Origin of the sequence: Citrobacter sp. wls710, assembly GCF_005281115.1 — a bacterium.
GTDB lineage: Bacteria > Pseudomonadota > Gammaproteobacteria > Enterobacterales > Enterobacteriaceae > Citrobacter > Citrobacter werkmanii.
Window position 1 is genome coordinate 47,309 of sequence record NZ_SZXD01000027.1, and the last position, 15,124, is coordinate 62,432.

Genomic DNA, 15,124 nt, shown 5'->3' on the forward strand with positions numbered 1-15,124 from the left:
GCTGGAGTCCACAGAGTATATTAACGTTCACGCCCCCCGCTCCCCTCGCCGTTGATGTCCGGGATGTTTTGAAGAAACCTGAAGTGACATTCTTTTGAAGCTTTGCCTGATATTCCTTCATCACGATATGTTTTTTCTTCCTCATACCACCGCTGCATGACATCCAGAGGAAGCTCCTTTCTTTCGGTAACCGTGGACTGTAGCCACTGCCACGCCGCGATGTTCAGTGGCTTATATATGGCCAGATTTCTGTCCAGTACTTCAGGCCAGGTACCAGGAAGGGTGCCAAAAATTTTCATAAACAGAAAAGGGAAAAGGCACATACCAACAAAGATGGCAGTACACTGAAACCACCAGGATGACCACCAGTATGTATATATATAAATCCATACACCTGCGTTGAGGAGACTGAACGTAATTGACAGTATCCAAATCCACGTGATGCGTGGAGGATAAGCATTGTCGCGCCACATCCGTATATCCACGCCAATCTTGTTAAACAATCTGTCGTTATCATTCATCATCCACCTCAGTTAATCGTGTCGCCGAGACGCAACTGGCTGGCCTGTCGTAACACGTCATCCGGGTTAATATTTCCCACTGAAGTGGTGCTGTTTGATGTCGTCTGGCTGACGGACTGAAGCGCGGTTTCATTCTGTGTTGAATTTGCCGCATTCTGCAGGGCTTCCTTCGCTTTTTGTTCTTCCGCATCTTCCAGAGTTTCCAGGCGGAAGCCTTTCTGGAACACCACGGTAACGCGGTTACCGGCACCGATATCAATGATTGGATGGTATTGTTCGGCGCGCTTAATCCAGTACTGGCTCAGCGTATCAGCAGCTTTATTTGCCCCTCCGCCGAATCCTTGTTTGAACACATCGCCGGCACCAACATCGGCAGTTGCCCCCAACCCTACAGACGGCGTGGATGCAGATTTAATCCCCTCACCAAAGCCGGACAGCAGACCAGCCGCACCTGCATAACCCACAATCATACCGTTACGCATAACCGGTTTTCCCCGGATACCACCTTTGCCCTGATAGCTGACATGTCCGTTGAATTCCATATCGATATGCTTTCCATTCTTCAGCACACAACTGATTGATTTAGTTCGTACCTCACCACGTTCACTGGAGATATCCCCCCATATTTCCCCGACAACAAAACAGCCATCAGCGCTATATTCCTTGTTGTTAGGCATCTGAATATTACCAAGCAGCCTGAAAGTCACCGGGCGGGTATTCTGCTGGCCAGTAACGCTGGCGTTTGCATCAGCACCTTCAATCATAATGGCGTCAGAGAAAGAGCCTGATGGTATCCACGGCAGTTTCGTTGGTTTCTTTTTCAGATTTTCATAAGAAAACTTTGAGGTGGTAAGTCCTCCCATGACACGCTGGCCAGAGCCTCCGGGATAAAAGCCAACCCCCTGTCCCGTATTGGCAGAACCATTGGCGGACGGTGTGCCTGCTGGAGTTATGGAGTATTCTGGCGGTCGGGCCTGACCGGCAGCAACAGGACCAGGGAGTGGTGTTCCGTTCTGACCAGCAGGTGGTGTCTGCTGACCACTGGTCGAATTGCTGCCGGAGGCTTTCTGGTTTAACAGGTCAGTCAGGCGCTGTATTTCAGCATCCTTTTCTGCCAGCTTCTGGCCTGTATTAAGTATGTTCTGGTCAAGCTTCTGAGACAGCATGTTGAAATTCTGTTCAAGCGCAGACGTCTTGGCCTGCTGCTGTGCCAGTGCGGCATCGTTGACCTTTTCATTGAACGAGGCGGTAACCACACCCGTCATATTTGGGGCGGCAACCGGAGGAGGTGCTTTCTGTTTTTCCTGATATTGTCCATACCAGTAAACTCCTCCAGCCAGAGCTGCCCCGGAGGCAATGAGGGCGGCAAGGACAGTTATCTGTCTGCGTCGGGTTTTAAGATTTTCATTCAGACTCATGAGCGCGGTTCTCCGTCATCTGAAAAAATAATCCAGGCATACCCTTCTCCACCGGCGTAAAGCTGATGCCGGGAGAGCATCACAGCCCTGACACCTTTGCGCCAGAAGTCACGTTCACGCAGGTTCTGAGTAATATTGCCGGAGTTGGACATACGGAAACGCACTATTCGCAGATGGTTCCCCACAAACTGGCGTTCAGGTACCAGGTGTACTGACGTGCCCGGGTTATATGCAGGCATACGACTTATTGGGTATTCCTGGTAGTCATCAGGAACGTCGCCGTTAACGATAATACGTGACAGGGAAGCGAGCGTTTTTTCATAGCTCTGCCCTTCCTCCCACGCTTTCGCATCATTGTTTTTGCGAAGCGGTGGAGACACAGGGGTAAATCGCAGTGTTTTACCGTTACCTGGCTGGGGCCGGACATTGAGGCTCAGAGATGAGCCCCGGTCAGTCTGAATGAAAACAGTAAAGTTTTGACCGACAAGTGGTGAAAGGATAAGGGCGCCGTCATCTGTCTGGCTCTGGTCATAGGCACCGGATGGTCCGCTGATGCTGGTAATCAGTTCTCCGTTAATAACAACCTTGCTGGGATTGGTATTGCTGAGAGTGACATTAAAGGCGGCGTCGTTCTCAAACGGAATGGCAGCGGGGGCGGAAGCGGCCCGAAGGCCGCTGGTAAAAAGTCCCGTTGCCAGTAACACAGCAGCAGCTGCCGGTGAAATACGGATTTTCATTGGCAGTCCTGTCAGTTAGTGGTGATGGCCGACTGAAGTTCTTCGAACAGGTGAAGATTTACCAGTCCTTCGATATAACTCAGTTTCAGTCGGTAGGTTTTTTCCTGGTCCTTAAGCGGTGTGGTGATAGCGCCATTGGTTGTGGAGGACTTCAGTGTTCCGCTGAACTCAACCACGCCAGGTTCATTCATTACCCGAATTTCTTTTGTATCAAAGCGGGTGGTGATTCCGCCTTTCTTGATACGTTCAGCCTCAATATCAAGTGCTTTCTTCAGCTCATCCCGTTCGGCGGATGGGACAAAACCGAGCAGCATTTTCTGGTTGTTATCTACGTTTTCCGGGCTGACATTCAGTCGCCAGTAAATAAAGGCGGCGGCGAACATAGTCATTCCGGTACCGTCAGCACCAGAGGCATCAGATGTAAATGGTTGATTGAATGACATGGGTGTAGTGATGGTTTTCTGTTTTGTGGCGAAATACCACGCGAGAGACCCCGTCAGAACATTTCCCACGGCGCTGAGTAGAAGCAATAAAGCCAGTGCAATAAACGCATAGCGGAGTTGTTTATCGCGCTCGCCTTTAATTTTAAGCTTCATATTAGTTACGCTCTCCAGTGCCGGAAACTAGAATCAGGTATTTGTCGGAAGGTAATCCTGAACAGGATGGAGGGTAGGTGCCAATAGCAAAAGTTAAGTAACCAGTACGAACCCTGCCCTTTTTTCAGATGCCTGATTATTGCCCACAGCAGACCCGCTACAATGGAAAGTTCGAGAGACATATTGTTAAGAACCCCCAGGATAATTAAAGGGGCAACAATAATCACTTCATCGAGAGGAAGACCAATATAGCGTTCCTGCTGATTGAGAGTTTCCGGGAAGTGGTATTTATCGTCTTCCCCGCTCATCTTTAACTCGCGATGCCGAAAGCGATACGAGTGAATATGATACACAACACGACACCGAGAAATACCAGTGGTGAGCGTACTTTGATGTAAATAAACAGCCCCATAATGATTTCAGCTATGTAGAACCATTTTACAAGAGAGGAACCGGAGCCGAAGGTTGAATTAACTGTCGTGTTTTGGGATGCGAGTAAATCAGTGCCGCCAGCCAAAGCTGGATGAGCGACCATAAGTGAAATTAAAATCAACCCTCCGTTATTAATGAATTTTCTAAGTTGTCGGTTTGCGCGTGCCTTATGAAATAAAGACGCTACCGCCCATCCCTTTGAGACTTTAAGGGCATTACCTTGTTTGGACATGCTTGTTTTCTCCGGAAGTAAACAATTTGGATGTGCATAAGTGTTTGTTTACGCACACGATATTGTCCCATGACCCTAAAAAAAAAAAACCGTGACACATGTCACACTGTTAAAAGTTTTTGGGAATATTCCTAATATGTAAGTCGAGTAGGGTTGTCTTCCAGACTGTCGATGTGTTGCTTGCGAGATCTATAACAATGAAAGTAAAAGAGAAAATGTGGGAAGGTCGTGGCAGGCCGCGTAAGTTTCAGCCGGGTGAGGCTGTTGAGTGGAGGTTGCGTGCCCCGGATAATTTGCTTATGGAGCTTAGAATATGTGCCAGATTAGGTAAGCGAAGTGTTAATGATGAAATTATCGCAAGGTTGTTATTGTCATTGAATTACCAGCCAAATAACCCGGTGATTAGAACGGCAGAGGGTGAACGTTTAATAGAGCTGGCTGTCAGATTCGAAAACTGGCTTAGTCATCTGCTTGATAATGAAAAAGGTAATGTGGAGGAAAATACAGAATCTGACACCTATTCAGAGCGTTTGTGGATGTGGCGAGAAGGAGAGCGTGTTTTACTTCCTGGCAAAACAACTGGTTATAGTATGCGTATTCCAGAGAATCTTGCAGAAGAGATTCGTACAATGGCAAGGGTTCATAAGCGAAGCCTTAATGATGAAATGCTTACAAGGCTGATGAACACGCTGGGGTATTTCACAGAAAAGATTCTTGACCAGAATGAGGATGCGCAGGCATTGAAAGTCTTATGTCTGGAATTTGAAGTGTTTTTAAAAGAAAAAATATCTGAAGCAGAAAAGAGCACGCTGTCATGGGATAAAGACAGCGCTCAGTGATCGATGAAGCCGGTTCTTCCCGGCTTCATGATTATTTTTCATCGATGATAAAGTGTTTTCTGTCGGCCTCATCTTCGGCATCGTTAATGGCGCTTATGTTATTATTGATGAGGTCATCCAGTGACACCCCCGCCTGTGGTCCTTTAAGGTTGACATAAATTTCTGAGACAAGAGCGGTTAATATCATCATACCTTCTCTTGAGCCTGATACTTTCCTGATAAGGTCGCGCCTGAAACCATCGAGATCGAATGTTGAACCTTCTTCTTTTGATTTGTGAACCATGAGTCCGAGGCGAACGAGTTCGTTAACTGTTGATGAGTAGTTCGTTTCAGAGCCGGTTGCCCCTTTCTGTAACTCTATATCAACAATATCCTGAATCTCTCTGTCAATTTTATCTTTGAAGTAGATGTTCTTACGCGGCATAATATTTTCCTGAACATTTCATGCAGTGCCGTATCCGGCACTGTTCTATCCTGTTTAGACAGATTTAATACATCAGGCAGCTTTGATTTTAAAGCCTGTATCCGTCTTTAAAATCTAAATGCGCTTTTCTCTGTGTCGTAATCTGGCAGTATTATGTGTGTGCATGCGGCACTATCAGGTGTGTTAATACGGCACCATTGTGTGTGTGGATCAAGCACTACTCCGTCTTAAGTTACTCTATTATTTGGATACACACAATCCCCACACTTTACAGTGCTTAATCAGGCACTGGGAGGTGTGTTAATCAGGCACTGCAATGTGTGGGGTAACAGCACTGCAATGTGTGTTAATCCACACACCATTTAACCTCATATTCTTAAATTCCGCATTATGACCTATATTAGCGTGATGAAATTAAAGGAAAAATCTGCAAGATGGAATCTTGCGTGGGGTGTGATGTTTAAATGGGTTAGCAAAGAGCGGCAAGTAAATAACTGCGAACAGGTTGATTCTGGTATTTGAGGTTGTAGCTAAATGCATGATTTGGAGCGCTTACGCGCGTTTGTAGTAAATTATCTTGATTCAAATGATCTGGCGGGGTATTTTTTATTGCATTGCATGTCAGTGCTTATGAGAGACATAAGGCTTATTGAATGAAAATATCAAACACTCCTGTCCTATTGCTGGCGTTTTCACTATCAGCAACGGCCACTCCACAGATGTGTTTTGACCAGGCAGGGAAAGACTATCAAATAGATCCGCTGCTTCTTATGGCAATTTCAATTAAAGAGAGTCGTCTTAAACCAGCAGCTGTTAATGGGTCAAACAGAGACGGATCAGAAGATGTCTGCGGAATGCAGGTGAACAGTTATCATTACAATAAACTTAAAAAGTTTAATATTACCCGCGAGCGACTATTAAAAGATCCATGCATATGTGTTTACTCGGGAGCATGGGTTCTGGCACACAACTTCCAGTCCTACGGAAAAAACTGGGACAGCGTTGGAATGTATAATACGGGGCCGCGGGATACGATGATAAAAAAACGTCGTGCCTATGCTTCAGAAATAAAAAATATCTATCGTATTTTGCTTGCAAGAAAAATGATCATCGATGGTACATCAGGCGTAGTCGCCCTACCTCCGATGGACAGAATAAAAGAAATAAACGTAAGCAAAAATTAATCAAAAAAAACCGCTCTTGCGAGCGGATTTATATCAGGCTTTCAACCTTGCAAATTCTTCTGCCATTTTCCAGAGCGCCTGATTAAGTTTCACATCACCATCTATGCCAGTAACCTCCCGTGTTTTTGTTCTTTTCCCTTTTGCTGTCTTTCCTGAAATTCCGCCTTTGATGACGTTCTCCTGAATACGGTTAAATGTACTCCACAAATCCAAGCCTCTGTCTTCCCAACGGCGAGCCTGTAATAACTGGTCAGGTGTCACAGGTGAATGAGCACAATCATATTTATACTCAAGTGCTGCAACGCTTAACAAACGTTGCTCCGGCTCAGTCAACTGAATACCTTTCATGATATCAATATTTTCAATCACGGTATCGAACGTATCCATCACAGTGTATGCACCTTCAATAACCTGTCCGACAATATCACCTTTATGCGGCACTCTAATTTCGCCGAAATCTTTCCATGCTACCAGACCATTGGTACAAATCTGGCGGAACATACCTGGAATCATTTTATAGCTACTGGAGCCATCGTGACTGTTCAGCAAAATAATCTCTGGGACTTCTTTCCCCGCAATCTGATCATGGCGACGTAGACGTAATAAATGTTTTGTGAACTCACGCTTTTCAATATCTCGTGTACGGGATTGGGTTGCATAAAAAGGTTGAAAGCCTTCTTCACGCAGACGGTCCAGTATTTCAATAGTTGGAATATAGGTATAGCGTTCTGAACGTGAATCATGTTTTTCAGAAGAAAATGCACTGGGTACAATGCGCTGTAATTCATCATTAGTCAGCGGACGATTCTGACGAATAGAGGACGGTGCGCGATAACGATTAGCAAAGCTGATCATAATATTCCCCTTTATTTAATACTTACTGGCGTAATTATGCGAAAAAAATTATCTACTGGTGCAGCAGCAGCTACTGGATTGCCGTCCAGGATCCAGACAGAGAGATAATCAATGCAGTTCTCATTGATTAATGACAACTCATAACTCCCGACTGGCGGTTCAAAAATCAGCGGTTGTAATTCCCCTTCTGTCGCAGCCATAACCCAGCAAAACAGATCAACGATTTGTTCAGCTGTGATTTCTGAATCACATCTTCCGGAAGATTCTTGAGCGGCGGTTTTGACGTTGACGTTTCGTGTGTGCATCCTGGTTTTCTCCTGTGGTGATGGTTTTCCATCTCCCTGGTGAGTTCTCTCGCGGCAAAGGGCAAAGGAGCAACGACGTCCAAGGAAGGAAAGGGGCGGAGACAAAAGTTTTTGCGGCCCCACGCAAAAAGTTTTGGCGGAGTTTATATACCCCTTGGATGACGACACGGCGGTGCTACGAACAGCCCTCCGCGTGAGGACGCACAGGGTGATGGCCTCACCGGGCGAACAGGATGCACACACCCGACACGTCGGAACGGCGTGGCGACATCAGAGCGACGGCTCCGCCGGCGCGGTGGAGGCGGTGCGACCGGAACGGTCGCAGCAAGCCGCTGCCCCTGACCTTCGCCATCAGACCCTAGCCGTATGGCACGAAACCCGCAGGGGTTCGGCGGAGACTGGCAGGTGCGCAGCAGCTGCCCTGGCGGAGTGGGGCTCGACGACTGGACAGCGTCAGCTGGTCAGGAGCCGAAGGGGGCCATCAGTCTGTTATTACTGAGTACAGAAAGGCAATAGCCTGCTATCAACAGAAGGAAAACGTGCAAACTCAATAACCGGCATATCAGAACATCAGGCAGCAGATATTGGCAGAGACAGAGCAGTAAGGACGGGACAGGAATATAGAAAAAAAGCGGTCGTGCCGCAGGCACCACCGCTCTTTTAATTCTTCACCATGAAACAGGCAAAATATGAGCTATTTACGCGGATACCATATGTAAGCACCGAACAGAATCATGAGCCCTGTCAGTATCGCCAGATTAGGCATGATGGTATCGAAAGCGCTGCTAAAAACGGCATCAGATTCACTATTTCCCCAGAATTCGAGTTTGTATCCAATGCCCCAGACCGAAAAAGCCATACCGCCAACCAGCGCTCCCCATTTAAAGGCAAAGAATATTATCTCATCGAGCAGTGCAGACGGATCGTTCCAGGTAATTATCAATGCAATCAGCGAGCAGATGCCCAATCCTATATAATACGGGATCGTTCCGTACGTTTGTGGAGCAGCAAAATGCATGACGAGCGTAAACAAAACATTAAACAGTGCAACCAGTATCCAGTATCTCATTTTTAGCCCCCCAACCAGCTACTGAATTATCGTCAAAATCTTCAGCATAAATCCTCATCTTTCGCTGAAAAATTCATACTTTTGCCCTGAAAATATTCAGGCCGTGTCTCCATTTCCCGTTCGATTAACTCATCAGCAAATAACGGCGCAATCCGGTTCACTCGGCGTTCCAGATTTCGTCTGCGGGTAGCCGCTTTCCGCTCATCGCTCCAGCGCCTGATCTGCCTCTCATCCAGGAAATCCACACATACCGCATACCCGGCACCTGCCACCCAGCGGGCCATCACCGATTCAGGCGCGGGCAGCCCGGCCTCCACCACTTCCGATACCAGTTCATGCGGACCCGGACACGGTCTGTGCGGCAGCTTCCAGCGCAGCGAATAGCGCCACTTCATCCCTGCCTCCGGTCCGTCAGCTTGTTGGGTACCTGCCAGCGTTCGGCCTCGCGCACATGTGCCGGGGTTTCCCGGACAATGAACCTGATTTCATACATCACATTGTACAGCGGCTCATCGCTGTCGCGCAGCCAGTCCAGCGACGTCAGCGAGGCGAACCGCGTCCGCCACTGCCAGAAAGGCCGCGCCAGCTCCCGCGCGTCAAACTCGTCCGCCCAGCGCGAATACCAGGCACCGATGGTTTCCGGCGACTGAAAGTTAAGCTCCGTCATGGCCTGCCCCAGCAGGTTCTGGCGAAGCCGCCAGGTATGCTCCAGCGCTTTTTCCTCCCGGCGCATTTTGCGGTTGAAGGCGATTTTCTCGCGCTGCATCCGGCGATCTGTCCGGGTATGTATCACCTCCGGGAACAGTTCGGCCTGCACATCCACGGAGAGCGGCAGCGGGCAATGTTCCCCTTTGCTGGCAATCAGTCGATCCAGCGCTTCCTCCACCTGTTTGAGGCTGCACAGGCGGTTCTTCGGCTCCCAGTTCAGGCCAGGAATACGCTGTGCCACCGCTGTGTTAATCCGGCTGCTGCCGGTCAGCACACGCAAAAAAGTACGCGCATGTGGCAGGGCTGGCAGACGTGCTCCACGGCGGCGGGATTCTTCCACCGTCATAATGGCCTGTAGTGCGGCCTGACGGGCGGGTTTCAGGGCAACCAGCGTGTGAGATAAAGGGATCATGCCGCGCCCTCCATAGCCAGAACGCTGACAATGCTGGCCTGACTGTAGCCGTCGGCATCGAGGCGGGCGACAAGACTCAACGTATGGCTGATAACCTCCGGCGACCAGGCGGGCAGCGTGCGGATAACCGAGAACGGGCGACCGCTGACCGGAATAAAGACCACCATCCAGGACGGGCTGATATCGCCGGGGCTGCATACCGCCAGGCTGAAATTACCGTGGGCTGGCGTGAAACGGATCTGCACCGGGAAAAAACCGCCAAACTCACTGCGGTATTCGCCGTTCAGGTCCCAGCCTGCGGGACAGGTCAGGTCACGCATCACGGCGTGGGTCAGTTCGCGGCGCAAGTCTTCGCCGCCGTCGCGCCAGTCTTCAAACTCCTGGGGGATCATGGTGTTCAGTACAGCGGGGGTAATAATGTTACGCATCATTTTCTCCTTACTGCCGCCCCCGAAGGGGCGGCCTCCGTTATCAGGCTGCATCAGGCAGGGTGTGGTGGCTGTCTGCATCAAAAGCCGCATCGGGTACGTCAGCACTGCCGTTTTCGGCATCAGATACGTTGTTTTCTGCATCAGACGGGGCTTTTTCTGCATCAGGGGCGCGCATCCAGACAGGCACCCAGCGGTTGTCCCGCATTTTGTCCTCTGCCAGTTCAGCCGCATCGCCTTTCTTCATCTTCTCCGCGTCCCGCGCCGCGCCTGTCAGTCCGGCCTCGTTCAGTGCGGCGATGATTTGTGGTTTTCTGAGGCCAGTGAAGAAATCGGCCTTCGTCGGTTGCCACCAGTCGCGCAGATGGAAAGTAAGAGCGGTTTCCAGCGCATCCAGCGGGCTGCGGGTGGTGCCTCCGGTGCCACGCGTCTGCATGCCATCGAGACTGCATGCCGTGCAGAAACTGAGCAGGGCCAGAAGATCGGCGGTGCTGAGGGTAAAAAAGGTGGTGAAATCCTGTTTCCACCCTTCCGGCAGCAGTTTTTCAAGGCGTTGCCCTTCCTGCATCAGCGTCAGAAATGCCACTCCCTCCTTACCGGACGGGGCGGTATTCGTCAGGGAGTAATGCTTACAGTCCAGGGAGATTTGCGCGGGTCGGTTATACGCGCCACTGCCGAACACGTTCAGACACAGCGTCCATGCCAGCAGGGCGATGGATTTTTCCGGCTGCTGCATCAGTGCCGCCTGAACTGCCAGCGTCCGTTCCGCACACATTCTGGTCAGCAGGGGAACGCTGATTTCATCCACAGGCTCTGGCTGGCGTTCATATGTTTTAACCTGGGCAGGTTCATCTTCCGTTTCAGACTGCTCACGCAGGATCACTCCGCGCTGGACATAAACGTCACCCTGACGCCATGACACCACCACGCCGGACTGTGCGCGCATTTCCGGCGTCCATGCCCGGAGTTGGGCCGCACAGTCGATGGCCTCCATCTCCGATTCCAGCGCGTCGGTTTCATCGCTGGCGGTCTGGTTCTCGTCATACTGGTCCTGCAACTCGTCCATGCGCTGCTGCTCCTGCTCCGTGTAAACCGCGTCAGGTTCATCCTGAATCCGGTACACCGCGCTGTCCTCGCCGTGAGAACTGACCAGCTCCATGCGTCCGGTAGCCCACGCCCAGCCCTCGGCCTCTTTCAGGCACTCTGCCACCACCTGGAGTTTTTCCAGCAGGGCCGTATCCAGCGCCAGTTTATCCACAAAACCGCCCTGTTCGTCGCTGAACAGGTCTGCGCGGATTTCATCGCCGGAGAAGGCTTTTTCACCGACAAACGCATATTTGCTGTTGTTGAGGGTGGAGACCTGACTTTCAGTGATCAGGTTACGAATGACGCGCACTTCCGGTTTATTGTTCCAGCTCTCGCGACACGCCGCCTCGTACACCTGCACCTGACGATCAGGGTTGTCTTCCAGCGCCAGCGCCTGACAGTGCTCGGTGGTGATCCTGTCCTCAGCCAGAGCCTGAAGAATCACCGGAGCCAGCCCTGCCAGCTTCAGCATGCGCTGGACGTGTTTGACGCCGTAGCCCAATAGATCCCCGATTTGCGCTGGCGTTTTCCCTTCTTCAGCCAGGGCGCGGAATCCGGCGATTTGCTCGGCGGGGTGCATGGTCTTGTGTCTGCCGTTTTCCGTGAGGGAGACTGCCCTTGCCAGTTCACGCGGCACCGCTTTATAAGAAATCCATTCGTGGTCCGGGTTTACCTTCCCTTCCTCAACCAGCAGACCGATGGCTTTTGTACGCCCCCCGCCACACACCACTTCCAGCCGACCATCATCACATTCCACCACCACGATGTTATGGATTAACCCGACAGCGTGAATACTGTCCGCATACTCCCGAATTTCTTCCGGTGTGTGCGGGACCATGCGGCAGTTCAGTTCGCCGATAAACAGGCGGGACCATGTGGTGTAACGCACAGGTGAATTGTCCAGCGCGGCAACCAGGACGTCTGACTGTGCGTCCGCTTTACGCGCTGCCGCTTTTGGACTGGCTTTTTTAACCTTTTTTGCTTTAGACTCGGTGACTGACATTATTGATACCTCTCTGATATTGATGATTGTCTGCCGGACAGGGCCTAATCCTGTCCGGCACCTCTTACTGCTTACTGCGTTTTACGGATGCCGTAGTCCTGGATGAAACGGTTCATCAGGTACTCGCCGCCCGGTTCAAAATTCCAGACGCGCCAGACCATTTCGCCATCCTTGCGAACGACCAGGCGAAAGTGCGTCCCCTGATCGTCCTCGATGGCCACATTCTGATACTGTGCCGCCACCACTTCGGCCTGTTCGCGGGTGAAACTCCCGTCAGGCAGGGATTTCAGTGGGGGCATAGTGTTGTCTGTCATGATGTGCTCCTGTGTAAGCCCCGTCAGACGGGGCTTTAGTGAAAATCAGCCGCGTCAAAAGGGAATGTCGTCATCCATCGGAGGCCACTCATTCTGCGGAGGCTGAGGTTGCGCTGGCGGTTGCTGCGGTGCTGCATTTTTTCCTTTGGCAGACTTCCCCGCCCCTTTGGGCGCTTTGCCCTCACCTTTTGCCGCCGGAGATGGGGTCTGTGGCTCCGGTTGTGGTTGTGGCTGACCGCTGAACTGCTGACCGCCCTGCTGCGGCTGGCTGTCACGGCGACCGAGCATCTGCATCGTGCCGCCCACGTTAACCACGACTTCGGTGGTGTATTTGTCCTGACCGGACTGATCGGTCCATTTGCGGGTGCGTAACTGGCCCTCGATGTAGACCTGAGCGCCTTTACGCAGATATTCACTGGCAATTTCAGCGAGCTTGCCAAAGACGACAACACGGTGCCATTCGGTGTTTTCGCGCATCTCTCCGGTCTGCTTATCGCGCCATGCTTCTGACGTTGCCAGGGTAAGATTTGCCACCGCGCCTCCGTTGGGCATATAACGCACTTCCGGATCCTGCCCGAGATGACCAACCAGAATGACTTTGTTTACGCCTCGTGCTGTCATGATGAATCTCCTTAATCTGTTGTTTTTCTTTTAAAAACCATCACCCGTTGAGTTTCGGGAGCCGCGGTGTTGACGTTTGCGGGAACCTGCTGTTTTGTTCCCTCTGGTACTGACCTTCACCCGTTTGAGAACCTTCGCCGCAGGGGCGTAAACTGGCACGGCCCGGTGCAGCTGTCCGGGGTGAGCGGTCAATTTTTTACGGTCTAATGAAGCCTGCGGAATGGCCGAAAAAAATTTATCGCGAAAGGTTTACCGTCCCTGGACAGCCAGGCGGGTTGTGGCTGTCTCAGCCCGGGCGAAAGGGACTTAAACGGGGGAACGGCACCAGATGCGACAGTGAGCAGGGACCCGCCGCAACGTCGGAGCGCGGCACGCGAAACGGCGTTGCGCCTTACAGCCCGGCGTCAGTTTGCCGGGATGCGAAAAGCGCAGGCCACGGCGCGCCAGGGGCGGCGTGACCGGAACGGTCGCAGCAAGCCTGCCGTTGACCTTCGCCATCAGACCCTAGCCGTATGGCACGAAACCCGCAGGGGTTCGGCGGAGACTGGCAGGTGCGCAGCAGCTGCCCTGGCGGAGTGGGGCTCGACGACTGGACAGCGCCAGCTGGTCAGGAGCCGAAGGGGGCCATTGTCCCACGCCAGCCAGAACAGACAGGGAACAGCAACAGGACAGACAGGAACAGAAAACAGCGCCATACAGAACGAAAGAGAAAGAATGTTCCCGACAGGCAGCCCGGTAATGGAAACAATAAGGAGACGCGGATGGAAGGAGGCGACGCGAAGCGCGGCCCCCTTCAGCGCCGCAGGCGCGCGGCCTTTTCCGGCGCGGCCAGACGGAGGCATGATCCCCCGCCCGGCTCACTGCGCCCGTCAGTTCTGAATTCTGAGCAGGACGGTTGAAACATCGGTATACGTGAATGTGCCACGCGGCAGCGGCTCCCAGACATCCGACAGGGGGCGGAGTATTTTCTGCTGGCGTGGCCCGTTCAGACAGACCGCCGTCAGTATTCCGCCGGGTTCGAGCAGCGTTAAAGCGTGCTGTATGTGCCGGATATCCTGCGCATGCTGAAACGGCGGATTCATCAGGATTTTGCTCCAGGTGCTTTCCGGCTGGTACTCCAGAAAATCCACGCACCGGACGTTAACGCCCGGAAACGCCGCCCGCAGATGCGCGGCTAACGCGGCGTTAATCTCCACGGCGTCACACCGCGCCAGCGGGACCACCTCCCGGATGGCCCGTAAAATGGCCCCCGCTCCGGCCTCCGGCTCCAGTATCCGGTCAGAATCGCTAAGCTCTGCCAGGTCAACCATCTGATGACAGACCGGATCGGGCGTGACGAAAAGCTGCGAGCTGGCCCGGATTTCTGCCACGGGTGTGCGCCCGTCCAGTCTGGCCCGCATCGCCTTAATGCGGTCCCTGAGTTCACTATGCATATGAATGCCCCTTACCTCCCCGGCGTAACGCCGGGGGGGCTGTAGGTTATTTTTTCGGAATTTCCACGGTTTTCATGTCGGTGATGTACACGTTTTCGAGCGTGTACCCGCTGGTCATGATGCGGCGGAAGCGGTATGCGCCATGCTCATCATTTTCAGCGACGCTCCGGACCGACTTATAATCAGGCGGGGTTTTTGACCATTCGGCTCTGGTCATCGCCCGGAAACCCTCCCCCGGCCAGTTGACGATCGGCGGGCGTTTCGCGGCCTGTTTTGCGGCGCGGGCTTCTTCCGCAGACGGGGCTTTATAGTCCGTGATGCGGTCGGGCGTCAGTGTCATGGTCCCGTTGCTGCGCATAAAACTGTAATGCGGGGTGACAACCGAACTGACCGCACCACCGCTTTTATTGATACGGATAATCGTCAGCCACTCCCCCCGGCTCTGAACCTGCCCGCCCGGCTCAAAATCCCGGGTACGGGTAACCACGCCGCCGCTTTCGTCCAGCA

At 52.1% G+C, this 15,124-nt stretch carries 19 protein-coding genes and 2 pseudogenes; 3 read left to right on the plus strand and 18 right to left on the minus strand.

Features of this window, described 5'->3' with window-relative positions:
- Nucleotides 1-20: 20 nt before the first annotated feature.
- From FDX14_RS11630 to FDX14_RS11655, 6 genes are read right to left on the minus strand one after another with little or no spacing between them, the layout of a single operon-like run.
- On the minus strand, nt 21-524 hold the full coding sequence (locus FDX14_RS11630) for a hypothetical protein (protein ID WP_137349580.1): 504 nt from the start codon (nt 522-524) through the stop codon (nt 21-23).
- A 5-nt stretch (nt 525-529) separates the two neighbouring features.
- On the minus strand, nt 530-1,939 hold the full coding sequence (traB, locus tag FDX14_RS11635) for an F-type conjugal transfer pilus assembly protein TraB (RefSeq protein WP_137349581.1): 1,410 nt from the start codon (nt 1,937-1,939) through the stop codon (nt 530-532).
- A complete protein-coding gene (traK, locus tag FDX14_RS11640; protein ID WP_137349582.1) occupies nt 1,936-2,676 on the minus strand; it encodes a type-F conjugative transfer system secretin TraK in 741 nt (246 codons plus the stop codon). Before traK ends, traB begins: the two co-directional genes overlap by 4 nt.
- An 11-nt stretch (nt 2,677-2,687) precedes the next feature.
- Nucleotides 2,688-3,272, minus strand: a complete 585-nt coding sequence (locus FDX14_RS11645) for a TraE/TraK family type IV conjugative transfer system protein (protein WP_137349583.1) — start codon at nt 3,270-3,272, stop codon at nt 2,688-2,690.
- A 5-nt stretch (nt 3,273-3,277) separates the two neighbouring features.
- Nucleotides 3,278-3,580 (minus strand): type IV conjugative transfer system protein TraL, encoded by a 303-nt coding sequence (gene traL, locus FDX14_RS11650; protein WP_103771733.1) that lies wholly within the window; start codon nt 3,578-3,580, stop codon nt 3,278-3,280.
- 2 nt (nt 3,581-3,582) lie between these two features.
- Entirely contained in the window at nt 3,583-3,936 is a 354-nt protein-coding gene (locus FDX14_RS11655; RefSeq protein WP_137349584.1) for a type IV conjugative transfer system pilin TraA, read from the minus strand.
- 197 nt (nt 3,937-4,133) lie between these two features.
- Here FDX14_RS11655 and FDX14_RS11660 point away from each other — a divergent pair, with 197 nt between their 5' ends.
- Nucleotides 4,134-4,775 carry an Arc family DNA-binding protein gene (locus FDX14_RS11660; protein WP_103771731.1) on the plus strand — a complete coding sequence of 214 codons (642 nt, stop codon included), beginning with the start codon at nt 4,134-4,136 and terminating at the stop codon, nt 4,773-4,775.
- Nucleotides 4,776-4,806: 31 nt separating this feature from the next.
- On the opposite strand, the gene FDX14_RS11665 is transcribed toward FDX14_RS11660, so the two are convergent.
- Complete coding sequence (locus FDX14_RS11665; RefSeq protein ID WP_103771730.1) at nt 4,807-5,199, minus strand: relaxosome protein TraM; 393 nt, start codon at nt 5,197-5,199, stop codon at nt 4,807-4,809.
- 653 nt (nt 5,200-5,852) lie between these two features.
- Here FDX14_RS11665 and FDX14_RS11670 point away from each other — a divergent pair.
- Nucleotides 5,853-6,383: a lytic transglycosylase domain-containing protein gene (locus tag FDX14_RS11670; protein WP_137349585.1), complete on the plus strand. Its 531-nt coding sequence runs from the start codon at nt 5,853-5,855 to the stop codon at nt 6,381-6,383.
- Nucleotides 6,384-6,416: 33 nt separating this feature from the next.
- On the opposite strand, the gene FDX14_RS11675 is transcribed toward FDX14_RS11670, so the two are convergent.
- From FDX14_RS11675 to ssb, 9 genes are all read right to left on the minus strand, one after another.
- On the minus strand, nt 6,417-7,238 hold the full coding sequence (locus FDX14_RS11675) for a DUF932 domain-containing protein (protein WP_137349586.1): 822 nt from the start codon (nt 7,236-7,238) through the stop codon (nt 6,417-6,419).
- 11 nt (nt 7,239-7,249) lie between these two features.
- Complete coding sequence (locus tag FDX14_RS11680) at nt 7,250-7,543, minus strand: hypothetical protein (protein WP_137349595.1); 294 nt, start codon at nt 7,541-7,543, stop codon at nt 7,250-7,252.
- 694 nt (nt 7,544-8,237) lie between these two features.
- Nucleotides 8,238-8,612: a hypothetical protein gene (locus FDX14_RS11685; RefSeq protein WP_103771720.1), complete on the minus strand. Its 375-nt coding sequence runs from the start codon at nt 8,610-8,612 to the stop codon at nt 8,238-8,240.
- Between the two features lie 41 nt (nt 8,613-8,653).
- Nucleotides 8,654-9,007, minus strand: coding sequence for a theronine dehydrogenase (locus FDX14_RS11690; protein ID WP_137349587.1), 354 nt, complete (start codon nt 9,005-9,007; stop codon nt 8,654-8,656).
- Nucleotides 9,004-9,732 carry a plasmid SOS inhibition protein A gene (locus tag FDX14_RS11695; protein WP_137349588.1) on the minus strand — a complete coding sequence of 243 codons (729 nt, stop codon included), beginning with the start codon at nt 9,730-9,732 and terminating at the stop codon, nt 9,004-9,006. The genes FDX14_RS11690 and FDX14_RS11695 overlap by 4 nt, the downstream gene beginning before the upstream one ends.
- Nucleotides 9,729-10,163 (minus strand): conjugation system SOS inhibitor PsiB, encoded by a 435-nt coding sequence (gene psiB, locus FDX14_RS11700; RefSeq protein ID WP_137349589.1) that lies wholly within the window; start codon nt 10,161-10,163, stop codon nt 9,729-9,731. The genes FDX14_RS11695 and psiB overlap by 4 nt, the downstream gene beginning before the upstream one ends.
- Before the next feature lie 40 nt (nt 10,164-10,203).
- Nucleotides 10,204-12,249, minus strand: a complete 2,046-nt coding sequence (locus tag FDX14_RS11705; RefSeq protein WP_137349590.1) for a ParB/RepB/Spo0J family partition protein — start codon at nt 12,247-12,249, stop codon at nt 10,204-10,206.
- A gap of 71 nt (nt 12,250-12,320) precedes the next feature.
- Complete coding sequence (locus tag FDX14_RS11710) at nt 12,321-12,563, minus strand: DUF905 domain-containing protein (protein WP_058671794.1); 243 nt, start codon at nt 12,561-12,563, stop codon at nt 12,321-12,323.
- 54 nt (nt 12,564-12,617) lie between these two features.
- Nucleotides 12,618-13,184, minus strand: coding sequence for a single-stranded DNA-binding protein (gene ssb, locus FDX14_RS11715; protein ID WP_137349591.1), 567 nt, complete (start codon nt 13,182-13,184; stop codon nt 12,618-12,620).
- 336 nt (nt 13,185-13,520) lie between these two features.
- Between ssb and FDX14_RS25400 the strand changes: the two are divergent.
- A pseudogene (locus tag FDX14_RS25400) lies at nt 13,521-13,662 on the plus strand (hypothetical protein); the annotation flags it as partial.
- Nucleotides 13,663-14,053: 391 nt separating this feature from the next.
- Here the strand turns inward: FDX14_RS25400 and FDX14_RS11720 are convergent.
- On the minus strand, nt 14,054-14,617 hold the full coding sequence (locus FDX14_RS11720) for a class I SAM-dependent methyltransferase (protein ID WP_137349592.1): 564 nt from the start codon (nt 14,615-14,617) through the stop codon (nt 14,054-14,056).
- 46 nt (nt 14,618-14,663) lie between these two features.
- Nucleotides 14,664-15,124 (minus strand): annotated as a pseudogene (locus FDX14_RS11725) (DUF3560 domain-containing protein); the annotation flags it as partial.